A 12,129-nucleotide genomic window follows, 5' to 3' on the forward strand; every position below is an offset into this window, starting at 1 on the left:
TTATTTCTATGATAATTCTCTTGCGGGTTATTCGCTGAGAAAACAGGGTGTGACCCGTATCGGGGCCGCCCTGAATGAACCGATTCCCAGTTGTCACCCCCGCGCTTCTATGAGAGAATAGCAGAACGAATGTACGTAGAAAGCGGAGGACACTCCATTGAGCGAAACATATGTTGTCTTCGATTTCGAAACCACCGGTTTCACCGCCCACAAGGACCGCATCATCGAGATCGGCGCGGTCAAGATTCAGGACGGCCGGGTGGTGGAGAGGTTTCATCGACGCGTGAACCCCGGGATCAAGATCCCGCCCTATATATCGGAACTCACCGGCCTCACCGACGAACTGCTGGAGGACGAACCCTCCCTCGAAGAAGTCATGCCGGAGTTTCTTCCTTTTTATCATGACGCGATTCTCGTCGCGCACAACGCCGACTTCGACTTGCGCTTCCTCAACGCCGCCCTCGACGAGAGCGGCTATCTCGATTACGTCGGCGAAGTCATCGACACGGTGCAACTCGCGCAGATTCTCTGGCCCCGCGAGTCCAGTTACTCTCTGCAATCCCTCGCGACCCACCACAATCTCGCGCACGACCATCCGCACCAAGCGCTCTCCGACGCCGAAACGACTGCAAACCTGTTCCTAGCACTGCTTGACCGCGCCCAAAAACTCCCGTTCCTGCTCCTTCAGCAGATCACCGGGCTGACCGAATATACCGATTGGCCGCTGCGTCATTTTTTCCGACGACTTGCGGAAGGCAACACCTCCATCTTGCAATTTGACGAACCCGAAGGCTGCGTGACCATCGACCGCCTGATGCACCGCCCCGTCCAGATCGCCGTCGCAGAAAGCCCGGCGGGGGGCGCGCTTTCCGATTTCGACGTCTCCGAGGTCGTCTCCGTCCTCGAAAAAGGCGGCCCGATGTCCGACCTCATGCCCGGCTACGAAGAACGCCCGCAGCAGTTGGACATGCTCCGCCAAGTAGCCGTTGCGTTCGAGGAACAAAAACACCTGATCGTCGAAGCGGGCACCGGAACAGGGAAATCGCTTGCGTACCTGATCCCGTCTGTCTACTACAGCATCGCCAAGGGCGAGCGCGTCGTCGTCGCCACGCACACGATCAACTTGCAAGAACAACTTCGCGAACGCGACATCCCGCTGTTGCAACAAGTCATCCCGTTTGACTTCAACATCGAAGTCTTCAAAGGACGCGGCAACTACGTCTGCATGCGCAAAGTCGCCACCCACGTCAACAATCCGGGGCTTGTGACCGACCCTGCCGAGACGACTTTCTTCGTCCGCATGGTCGCTTGGCTGATCGAGACGGAAGGCGGCGACCGCGAAGAATTGAGCTTGAACGGCGAACAGGCGGATCACTGGAACAAAGTCGCGTCCGGCGCCGATTCCTGCATCATGAAAGCCTGCCCGTGGTTCCGCAATTGCTACTACCACCGCGCCCGCGCCCGCGCGCAAAACGCCGACGTCCTGATCACCAACCACTCGCTGGTCCTCACCGACGTCAAAGCCGATCACAACGTGCTGCCGGGCTACCAATTCCTCGTCCTCGACGAAGCCCACCACATGGAGGACGAGGCGACGAAACATCTGGGGACGGAAGTGTCGTATTTTCAAATGTACGGCGCGCTCAACCGCCTCTTGCGCGACAAAAACCGCGGCTTGCTGTTCCAACTTTTGCAAAAAGTCGATGTGTTGCAAAGCGGCGATTCGTCCGCGTACGAAGACCTGCGCGCAACGCTTGAAACATCGATGGAGCAGATCGGCGACCTTCGCGACGCCAACGAAGACGTGTTCCGCCAACTGCACGACTTCATCCTCAAGCACGCCAACGGCACCGACGCCGGACGGCAGACGATGCGCTTGAAGCCGGACACGTTTGACGACGAAACCCTGCAAACCGCTTGGGAAGGCATCGCGTCCGCCAGCGAAAACCTCCAAAGCGAAGTCCGAGCGATGCGCAAACTGGTCGGGCGCTTGGAAGAGCTGAGCGAAGACCTCATGAAAGACGAGATGTTCGCAGGCACGCTCACCGACATCTCCGGCCAAGTCAAAGAACTCGACCAAGGCTGGCAAGATCTCGCGTACTTCCTGCGCTCCGTCGGCAGCGAATCGTCCGTGCTCTGGATGGAGGCGGACGACAAATCGATGCGACCCGTCGTCTTTCTGTATTCCGCGCCGATCGATGTGGGGCCGCTCTTGCACACGCACCTTTTTTCTAAGAAGGAAAGTGTCGTGCTCGCCTCCGCTACGCTGACGATCAACCAAGACTTTAAGTACGTCATTCATCAGCTCGGCCTCTACGAATCGAACGTGCAGGGCAGACTCATGACGCTCCAAGTCGATTCGCCGTTCGATTACAAAAAACAAGCCCTGCTCTGCGTCCCCAACGACTGCTTGCCGGTCAAAGGGGTCGCCGAAGACGTGTTCACGACGTCGTTTGCCGAGTCGCTGACCAACCTCGCCCGCGTCTCGCAAGGGCGCATGCTCGTGCTGTTCACGTCGCACCGGATGCTGCGCGAAACGTACCACAAAGTCAAACCGATGCTCGCCGAGCACGGCATCACCGTCCTCGCGCACGGTGTCGATTCTTCCTCTCGCCACCGCTTGGTGCAAGAGTTCCAACGCCACCCCAAAGCGGTGTTGTTCGGGGCGAACTCCTTCTGGGAAGGGGTGGACATCCCCGGCGAAGACTTGTCGTTGCTCGTCATCGCACGGCTGCCGTTCTGGCCGCCAAACCAGCCGGTCGTCGAAGCGCGCACGGAGAAAATGGAGCGCGAAGGCCGCAATTCCTTCATGGAATACAGTGTCCCGCAAGCGATCATCCGCTTCAAACAGGGCTTCGGCCGCCTCATCCGCACCAAGCGCGACCGCGGCGCGATCGTCATCTACGACCGCCGCATCACCGAATCGCGCTACGGACGGCACTTTATCCGCTCGCTGCCGGGACCGTGGACGTATCAAGGGACCGAGCGTGAAGTGTTGAAGACCGTTTACAATTGGCTCAAAACACCGCTTGGAGAATAAACGTTTTAAAAACGGAACGATTGAGAGGGCAGGAGCTGAATTCCTTGCTCTCTTTTCTTTTATTCGACAATATTCGACATTGTTTTCGGAAAATTCCTCTAAAATATCGCAATGTCGAATGAGATGTATCGAGGGGTAGAAAACGGAGCTATTTTTGTCAAATTGGCGTATTTGGGCGATTGACGGAAGTGAGATAAAAGCGATAGGATGTATACATAACCTTTTGTTAAAAGCTTGTGTCCGAGGTGATCGCAGTGTTAACGGCAATCGAACATGATCAGAAGATTTTGTCCGTCCCCAAAGCAACCGATGAGGAACCTGTGGAACAAAACGTACTTCGTGCCCAGCACGGCGACTCGGACGCGGTGGAGGAAATTCTCCAAAAATTCAACCCGATGGTTCGACTGAAAGCCCGTTCGTACTTCATGGCCGGCGCGGACAACGAAGACCTGATCCAAGAAGGCATGATCGGTCTCTACAAAGCGATTCGCGATTACCAACCGGAGCGTCAGATTCCGTTCCGCGCGTTTGCTGAAATCTGCATCACCCGCCAGTTGATCACCGCGATCAAGACGGCGATGCGCTTGAAGCACCAGCCTCTGAACTATTACCTCTCGTTGAACCGCCCGATGTATGAAGAGGACGCCGACCGCACGCTGATGGACACCTTACCGGGACCCATGGCGAGCGACCCCGAATATGTGTTTCTCGTTCGCGAGCAAGTGAAAGAACTGCGCAAGGAGCTTTCCGATTCCTTGTCCGAATTTGAATTCCAAGTGCTGACCCTCTACGTCAACCAGAACACGTATAAGGAAATCGCCGACGAGATGGGGACGACCACCAAGGCGGTCGACAACGCACTGTGCCGTGTGAAGCGCAAATTGATGGCGTTTTACTCGACCAAGAACCTGAACAAACTCTCTTCGTAATCTCGAATCGTACAGGAATTTTTCTCCTGCTTCACGAACTAGAGAGAAGAGAGCTTGGAGGAAGTCGGGAGGGAACCTGTTTGAAGACGCCGAAAATTTCTGAAGCGGTGGTACGCCGGCTCCCGGTGTATCTCCGCTATTTGCAGCAATTGCAAGACTCGAACATCCGCACGGTCTCCTCGTACGAACTCGGACAGAAGCTCGACATGAACCCGGCGCAGATTCGCAAGGATCTCGCGTATTTCGGCGAGTTTGGCCGAAAGGGGATCGGATATGAAGTGGGCTACCTCGTGGAGAAGATCAAGCAAATTCTCAAAATTGACCGTCATTTGAACTGTGCGCTGATCGGAGCGGGCCACTTGGGAATTGCGCTGTCGAACTACAACCGCTTCACGCAGGAGAAGCTTTGCATCACCGCGATTTTTGACAACTCCGTTGACAAGATCGGCACGGAGGTCGGGACGATCAAGATCCAGCCTTTGGATGAAATTGAGCGGACGATCCAAGACCGCGACATTTTGATCGGAATCATCACCGTCCCGGCACCTGAAGCGCAAAAAGTAGCCGACCGTTTGGTGGGTTCCGGGGTGAAGGGCATTCTCAACTTCGCGCCGGTTTCGTTGCGCGTTCCGTCGCATGTGTCAGTGCGAAACGCCGATTTGACGACAGAATTGCAAACGCTTGCGTATTATATTGATTAGGAGCAAGTGGTCGAATGTTTTAAAGATGGTGAAAAGTCCTTGTGTCGGTTACGACTTCGAGGGCTTTTTTGATTCATTTTGAAGCGAATGAGATAAACGAGAAAGTCCTGACAACTTGCAAATGACAGAACATTGGCAAGGCAGTCATGGATAGAGAACAAACCACTTTCCATTGCGATGCTGAATGTTATAATGAAAAACAAATATCTGGTCGTTGTATAAGAGAGGAACCTGGATAAGAGGAGATGAGGGAGCCTTATGCAAGATAGCAGTTTCGCACAGAGTGCCGTTAGACATCTCCAAGATGCTCAAACTCTTTTGGATCAGGGTCGATTTGATAACGCAGTCTATTTGTCCGGTTACGTGCCCGAATGTGCCTTTAAAACCTTGGTTCAACTCTATATGGACCAACGGGCTGCTAGGGAGTATGGTCATATGTTAAGTGAAATACAAGGGGTCGCAATGGATAGGTTACGAATACTATTTCCGGAAGTCGATATCCGTCTCCCGAAGTCAAGACTAGACGGCACTGTACTGGTAGATGGGCATCCGGAACGAAGATATGCAAGAAGTGGGATTTGGATTGAGGAGCAAGCAATGCAAGCTGTTGCAAGAGCGTGGGATTTATTCGAGGAAACGATCGTGGAGCTTGTGCTGGATGGTAAATTATCAAGTGAGGAGCTGAGAGGATGACGATTAGTTTCGGTGAAACGCTTGACAAAGCTTATGAAGGGATCAACACGGTTTCGACAATCCTTGGAAAACTTGAATCTGTTACAATGATTCGCGATGTGTATGGCAAAATTACCTTATATCTAGAACCGAAATCGGATGATAGCCCTACTTCAGAAGAGATTATACAAGTAAAAAATGAACTGGATTCTAGACTTGGTCCCTATTTTGGCCAAGATATTTGGATTTCTGGAGAGACCAAGACTGCTCATCAATCTCTTGGTAAATTAGTTGTGCAACAAAGAGCATCCGCAAAGTGGGATCAAGAAGGAGTTACGCCACGGTGGTATGTTTTGGAGAGACATATTTCGAAAAAAGCTTGGACTTCCCGACACAGAGCCGCACAACCGCCGTGGGATTATCAAGTAGCTTCACAGGGGCATAAACCCAAGATTGTGTCATTTTTTTCTTTTAAAGGCGGTATGGGGCGAACAACTTCAATGGTGGCTACAGCACTCACGATGGCACGTCGGGGATATCGTATCGGGCTTGTTGATCTCGACCTTGAGGCTCCAGGTCTGTCATCCATATTTTTTAAGTCTGACGTAAATTTTACAGGTGTTACGGATTATCTTTTGGAAAAGCGCGTTCAGAGTACCTGGCCAATTCGTCAGTCTATTCAATTGATCAACGAACCAGTTTTGGTGGGAGATACAGGAGAAACAATCTATTCTCTGCCTGCTGGAACGGTGAACGAAGAGTATTTGGAGAAGTTGGCGAGGTTAGACTTTCAGCATTTGATTGATAAAGATCACAATTTAGCGGAAATTATGCAAACTATGTTGAATGACTTGGAGATTTATTATCGAAGATCTTCTACAATGGATCGGAGGGTTTTGGATTATATTTTTATTGACGCACGAGCTGGGTTCCATGACATTGGAGGGCTAGCTGTAAGTGATCTGTCTCATGCCTCTGTATTATTTGGTAACAACTCACAGCAGACATGGCTTGGTTTGGAGCAAGTGATTCGCAGATTAGCACGGCATGATGGAGGAGAACCTCAATCTGTACTACTTGCACACGCGATGGCTCCACCCCTTGGAGCTCACGGTAGAGAAGAGGAATTGGAACGTTTTCGAGTAAAAGCGTACGATACTTTTTTAGATCAGTATTACTCGGCTCCAACGTTTATTGATCAGGATATCCCGAACTCGAATGATCCGGATGCACCGTTCACGCCGGTTGTGCTACCGTGGCAACAAGCTTTTCGAGGGGAGATTGCCCTCTATACAAGAGATGACTCTACGAATGAGCGTGATAGAGTTTCCGAATATGTACAACTGTTAACAGACGAAACTTATCAGCAAATGGCAAAACGCATATGTTTATTGTTCGGAGACGAGTTTCGATAAGGAAAGTCGAGGTTATGAAAATGGATGAGACCACCAAGAAAGACTTACTGAAAATACTGGTTGATGCTCTTGGACAAGGGTTGGCAGAGCAAGAATCAAATCATGAACCTGAATTTATGAAAAACTTTCTCCCCATACCGGAACACAAACGTGTGCTCGATCCGGATACCTTGCTCATATTAGGTGGGCGTGGCGCGGGGAAGACCCAATTGTTTCGATTGCTTGCGTTTCCGAATGGGCGGGGCGCCTTAGCGGACGTGACTGGGGTTGATAAACTAAGTTTTCTTGATCGAACGATGTGGGTCACAGGGTATGGCGGAGAAAGAAATCATGGTTTAAAATTTCCGAGTCAGGAGTCTGGCGAAATATTTTCCGATACCGCGGATGTACTTGACTGGCGAGCTTTTTGGCTTGGCTTAACACTCGGGAGTGTATTACGGCATATTGGTGATTTCCCTGGAAGTAATGTTTTTGAAAGAATCCCGAGTGAGATCAAGAAGACGTTAACTGACGAGTTGCAACTAGTGAGCGTTTGGGTTCCGATGGTGAAAAAGGAACTTGAAATTATTAGTTTTGTGCTCGATAAAGTAGATGAAACTCTGATCAAGGAAGATCGTTGGCTTTTCATTACATACGATGAATTAGATAAATTGACGATTTCTCATTCCAAACTAGCCATCCCGATTCGCGAGTTATTAGCATTTTGGTTAGATCGGTGGAGAAGATGGGATCGAATTCGCCCGAAGATTTTTCTTCGAAACGATCTGTTCGCTCCAGAATTTCTTGGATTTCCCGATGCTTCTAAGCTCCAAGCCTACCAAATTCGCCTCGAATGGCAAGCTTCTTGGCTGTATCAACTTTTCATGAAACGTATGGCAAATTCTGATGCAAGGTTACTTCAATATTTACAGAAAGTGCCCGATGTTATTTCGAAACATGATCCAATACTTGGATATATTCCGAGAAGCGAGGAGCGAGTCTACCAAGATGTAATACGCAACATGGTTGGACAATTTATGGGGAAGGATGCCAAAAAAGGTATAACCCACCGCTGGATTCCGAATCATTTACAAGACTCCAATGGCAGAATAGCTCCTCGTTCGTTTATCAAATTGTTTGAGCGTGCTGCGAGATTTGAGTTGGAACGATTCGATCTGAAGCAATTGCCAGATGATCGACTTCTACAGCCCACGCATCTTCAAGGTGCGCTCATGGAGACCTCCATCGATAGAATTCGAGAATTAGCGGAAGAGGAATATCCTTGGTTGAATGATTTGAAACCAAGTTTGGCAGGGATTGAAGTTCCCACTGCTAAATCGAATATTTTGGCTGCGATTCGAAATACAGAATGGAGGAAAGAAAGCAAGGTACCAGCATCGGACTCCGATGGCATATTTAAAGTATTGCTGAAACTTGGAGTCTTAGAGACCCGATCAGACGGCAAGGTGAATATGCCCGATATTTATTTGTATGGATTTAGTATGCTTCGCCGTGGGGGGATTCGTCGTCCTAAGTAATTGCAAGGGCTACTATCAAATTTGGATAGTAGCCCTTGATTTTTAATCAAAAACTGTGGATTTTGAATAAATTTTTATCCAATATGTTTTTTCTTTTCTCCGCATACTACGTGCAAATCGACACGGAAACGAGGAGGAGTGACGACATGCACACGATGTGGAAAGGCTCGATCTCGTTTGGTTTGGTCAACATTCCGATCAAAATGTTCGCCGCGACAGAGGACAAAGACATCAAGTTCCGCATGCTCCACGAAAAGTGCGGCACCCCTGTCAAGCAAGTTCGCACCTGCCCGCACTGCGAAGAAGAAATCGAGTGGAAGGAAGTCGTCAAGGGCTTTGAGTACCAATCCGGTCAGTTCGTGATCCTGAGCGATGAAGACATGGAAAAAATCTCGCCGCAGCGCACCAAGACGATCGACATCCTCAATTTCGTTTCTCTGGAAGAGATCGACCCGATCTATTTCAACAAAAGCTACTACCTCGCGCCCGAAGAGACCGGCAGCAAAGCGTACGCTCTGTTGCGCCAAGCGATGCAAGACACGGGGCGGATCGCCGTGGTCAAAGTGATCATCCGCTCGGCGCAGATGCTCGCGGTGTTGCGCGTGTACGACAACGTCTTGGTGATGGAGTCGATCTATTACCCGGACGAGGTGCGGTTGACGACGCAGCTTCCGTCGATTCCGGCGGTCGGTGCGGTGGACGAAAACGAGATGCGCGTGGCGAAGCAGTTGATCGAAAGCCTCGCGACGACGTTTGACCCGGAGCAATATCGCGACGAGTACCGCACGGCGCTGATGGAGGCGATCGAGCAGAAGGTTGAGGGGCAGGAAATCACAACCGCGCAGGCACCGCAGCGCGATCAGATTCAAGACCTCATGGCGGCGCTGCAACAATCGCTGAACGTATCGCGTCCGACCGCTTCGGCGGAGGAATCGGAGCGAATGGTCGTCGGCGGCAATGAAACGGGCGCGGCTGAAAAACCGAAACGCCGCCGCCGGAAAGCGACGGCGGAGGAATGATCGAGCCGGTCGTCCCGATGCAGCCGGTGCAGGTGGACGAGCCGTTCGACGATCCCAAGTGGCTGTACCAGATCAAGTGGGACGGCGTGCGGATGCTCACGTATCTGGACGAGAGCGCCGTGCGGCTGGTCAACCGGAAATTGAACGATCACACGGTGAAGTACCCGGATTTGACGAGCGTGTTGCCGGAGCAAGTGCGGGCGAAGTCGGTGGTGCTCGACGGGGAGATCGTGGGGTTTGGCGAGGACGGCAAGCCGTCTTTTTCCGCGGCGCTCAAGCGCGACCTCGTGAAGAGTGCGGACAAAGCGCGGCTGTTGAGCCGGACCAGACCTGCGTATTACATGGTGTGGGACGTGCTGTACGCGGACGGGCAGTGGCTGTTGAACGAGCCGCTGTCCCGCCGTCAGCAACGGTTGGCAGAACTGTTGGAGCCGGGCACGAACGTGAAGCCGGTCGACAGCCACGAGTCGGGCACGGCGCTTTTTCGCGTCATGAAGGAGCAGGGGATGGAGGGCATCGTCGCCAAGGAGCGCGCGGGGAGATACACGCTCGGCGAATACAACCCCACGTGGAAAAAAATCAAATACTACCGCTTCGCCCAAGCGGTCGTCGGCGGTGTCAGCGTGCGAAACGGCCTCGTCAACTCGCTGTTGCTGGGCCTCTACGATGACGATGACCGCCTGCTCTACATCGGCCGCGCGGGCACGGGGCTGGACAACGCCATGATCCAAGCCCTCACGCAGTTCGTCAACCAACTGCCGCCGATGAAACCCCCTTTTCAAAACCCGCCCCGCCACACGGAAACCGCTTATGAGAAGCTCGCATGGTTCCCGCCGCAGTTGGTGGTGGAAGTGCGTTATTTAGAGTGGACTTCCGACCTGACGCTCCGCTCTCCCGTGGTGTTGGGTTTTTTGGAGAAGGATGTTGCGAGTTGCACGTTTTAGATCGAGAGGAGGCACCCCATGTCCCGGACCGACACGCTCATGGCCGAATACCCGGTCAAAGTCACCAACCTCGACAAAGTGCTCTGGCCGGAAGCGGGTGTGACCAAGGCGGAGTACATCCAGTACATGATCCAAATGGCGCGCATCATGATCCCGCACTACACCGACCGCCTGCTCACCGTCATCCGCTTTCCGAGCGGCATCCACGACAAATCGTTTTACCAAAAAAACATCCCCGACGGCGCACCGGACTGGTTGAAAACACACCCGGTCTACTCGGACGACTCTCATCGCGACATCCACTATCTCGTCGTCGACAACACCGCGACGCTGCTTTGGCTCGCCAACCAAGCCGCGATGGAGCTCCACCCGTCGTACGCCAAAATCCACAACCTCGACCAGCCCACCAACATCGCCTTCGATCTCGACCCGACCGTCAAGGAGGTTGACATCGCCGGTTTCAAAAAAGCAGTCCGCGTCGCCCTGCACCTCAAGGAAGCGCTCGACGACCTCGGCCTGCCGTCCTACCCGAAAACGTCCGGCGCGACCGGCTTGCAGATCTTCATCCCGATCGCGCCGGGCTACACGTTCGAAGACACCCGCCTGATCACGCAATTTCTCGCACACTACATCGTCCAGAAAGCACCCGACATCTGCACCATCGAACGCCTCAAAAAAGACCGCGGCGACAAAGTCTACTTCGACTACCTCCAACATTGGAAAAACAAAACCCTCTCCGGCCCCTACACTCCGCGCGCCGTTCCATCAGCTGCCGTTTCGTCCCCGCTCTCGTGGGACGAATTGCGCGAAGGCGTCACGCCCGATCTCTTCACGATCCGCACGATGCCAAGACGCATCGCAGAAGTGGGAGACCTGTTTGCTCCGATGAGCCAACCGGGGGTGGAGATTCGAGACATTTTGCATTTTATCAAGCACCATCCCACTGGAAGTTTGTAGCGCGAACCAGCCGCGCAAACTAGTATCCACCCAAGTGGTTTCCTTCTTGACGAGCCGGAATCGCTTTGCTTTAATTGAGAAGGACTGTTGATTTTTTCCTACCTTGAGGGAGGCATACCACATCATGCAAGCAGATTACGCCATCATCGGCGGCACCGGCGTGTACGATCCGGCCATGCTGGAAAACGCAGAACGCCATGAAATAGACACCCCGTACGGCAAAGCGCACGTCACGATCGGCACTTATGCGGGCCGCCGCGTCGCGTTCATGCCGCGCCACGGCTATACGCACAGCGTGGCCCCGCATAAAATCAACTACCGCGCCAACATCCGCGCGCTGAAGCAACTCGGCGTCCACACCGTCCTCGCCACGGCGGCGGTCGGCTCTTTGAAGGAAGAACACAAACCGGGCGACCTGCTTCTCGTCGACGATTTCCTCGACATGACCAAGTCCCGCCCGACCACGTTTTACGAAGGCGCTCCGGAGGGCGTTGTGCACATCGACCTCTCGGACGCGTACTGCGGGCGCACCCGTCAACATCTGATGGAAACCGCAGAGGCACAGGGCATCGAGATCACCAACGGCGGCATCTACGTCTGCACGGAAGGCCCGCGCTTTGAAACCCCGGCGGAAATTCGCCTGTACGCGCAATGGGGCGGCGCGGTCGTCGGCATGACCTCCGTGCCGGAAGTCGTGCTCGCCAAGGAATCGGAGATGTGCTACGCGACCGTCGCGATGATCACGAACTATTGCGCCGGCATCTCGCCGCATCCGCTCACGCACGCGGAAGTGGTGGAGACGATGCGCGACAACGTCCAGAAGATCCGCGAACTGTTCTTCCACGCCATCGAGCGCGGCTTTGGCGAACGCACTTGCGCCTGCCCGCACGCGCTGGCGGAACTCGGCTCGCTCTAATCATCATCCAGAAAAAACA

Annotated in this window: 10 protein-coding genes; all 10 read left to right on the forward strand. The window is 53.1% G+C overall.

Annotated features, from left to right (window positions below; all coding sequences use genetic code 11):
* The first annotated feature begins 157 nt into the window (after positions 1-157).
* On the forward strand, positions 158-3,040 hold the full coding sequence (gene dinG / locus EL26_RS05630) for an ATP-dependent DNA helicase DinG (RefSeq protein WP_038085432.1): 2,883 nt from the start codon (positions 158-160) through the stop codon (positions 3,038-3,040).
* Between the two features lie 254 nt (positions 3,041-3,294).
* Positions 3,295-3,969: an RNA polymerase sporulation sigma factor SigH gene (sigH, locus tag EL26_RS05635; protein WP_052036041.1), complete on the forward strand. Its 675-nt coding sequence runs from the start codon at positions 3,295-3,297 to the stop codon at positions 3,967-3,969.
* An 80-nt stretch (positions 3,970-4,049) separates the two neighbouring features.
* Positions 4,050-4,670 carry a redox-sensing transcriptional repressor Rex gene (locus tag EL26_RS05640; protein WP_038085434.1) on the forward strand — a complete coding sequence of 207 codons (621 nt, stop codon included), beginning with the start codon at positions 4,050-4,052 and terminating at the stop codon, positions 4,668-4,670.
* A 258-nt stretch (positions 4,671-4,928) separates the two neighbouring features.
* Positions 4,929-5,363 (forward strand): hypothetical protein, encoded by a 435-nt coding sequence (locus EL26_RS05645; protein WP_038085437.1) that lies wholly within the window; start codon positions 4,929-4,931, stop codon positions 5,361-5,363.
* Positions 5,360-6,757, forward strand: a complete 1,398-nt coding sequence (locus EL26_RS05650; RefSeq protein ID WP_038085440.1) for a tyrosine-protein kinase family protein — start codon at positions 5,360-5,362, stop codon at positions 6,755-6,757. Before EL26_RS05645 ends, EL26_RS05650 begins: the two co-directional genes overlap by 4 nt.
* A gap of 14 nt (positions 6,758-6,771) precedes the next feature.
* The gene (locus EL26_RS05655) at positions 6,772-8,274 is read left to right on the forward strand and encodes a P-loop ATPase, Sll1717 family (RefSeq protein WP_202962845.1); all 1,503 of its coding nucleotides are present in this window, start codon (positions 6,772-6,774) and stop codon (positions 8,272-8,274) included.
* A 146-nt stretch (positions 8,275-8,420) separates the two neighbouring features.
* Positions 8,421-9,293 carry a non-homologous end joining protein Ku gene (ku, locus tag EL26_RS05660; protein WP_052036033.1) on the forward strand — a complete coding sequence of 291 codons (873 nt, stop codon included), beginning with the start codon at positions 8,421-8,423 and terminating at the stop codon, positions 9,291-9,293.
* A complete protein-coding gene (locus EL26_RS05665; RefSeq protein ID WP_081857000.1) occupies positions 9,290-10,237 on the forward strand; it encodes an ATP-dependent DNA ligase in 948 nt (315 codons plus the stop codon). Before ku ends, EL26_RS05665 begins: the two co-directional genes overlap by 4 nt.
* An 18-nt stretch (positions 10,238-10,255) precedes the next feature.
* Positions 10,256-11,194, forward strand: coding sequence for a non-homologous end-joining DNA ligase (ligD, locus tag EL26_RS05670; protein ID WP_038085443.1), 939 nt, complete (start codon positions 10,256-10,258; stop codon positions 11,192-11,194).
* Between the two features lie 124 nt (positions 11,195-11,318).
* The gene (gene mtnP / locus EL26_RS05675; RefSeq protein ID WP_038085444.1) at positions 11,319-12,110 is read left to right on the forward strand and encodes an S-methyl-5'-thioadenosine phosphorylase; all 792 of its coding nucleotides are present in this window, start codon (positions 11,319-11,321) and stop codon (positions 12,108-12,110) included.
* The last annotated feature ends 19 nt before the right edge of the window (positions 12,111-12,129 follow it).

Source organism: Tumebacillus flagellatus (genome assembly GCF_000714935.1).
Lineage (GTDB): Bacteria > Bacillota > Bacilli > Tumebacillales > Tumebacillaceae > Tumebacillus > Tumebacillus flagellatus.

Coding starts and splice junctions, on each gene's coding strand:
- mtnP (WP_038085444.1), top strand. CDS start 11,319: ATGCAAGCAGATTACGCCATCATCGGCGGCACCGGCGTGTACGATCCG.
- EL26_RS05665 (WP_081857000.1), top strand. CDS start 9,290: ATGATCGAGCCGGTCGTCCCGATGCAGCCGGTGCAGGTGGACGAGCCG.
- ligD (WP_038085443.1), top strand. CDS start 10,256: ATGTCCCGGACCGACACGCTCATGGCCGAATACCCGGTCAAAGTCACC.
- EL26_RS05655 (WP_202962845.1), top strand. CDS start 6,772: ATGAAAATGGATGAGACCACCAAGAAAGACTTACTGAAAATACTGGTT.
- EL26_RS05645 (WP_038085437.1), top strand. CDS start 4,929: ATGCAAGATAGCAGTTTCGCACAGAGTGCCGTTAGACATCTCCAAGAT.
- ku (WP_052036033.1), top strand. CDS start 8,421: ATGCACACGATGTGGAAAGGCTCGATCTCGTTTGGTTTGGTCAACATT.
- EL26_RS05650 (WP_038085440.1), top strand. CDS start 5,360: ATGACGATTAGTTTCGGTGAAACGCTTGACAAAGCTTATGAAGGGATC.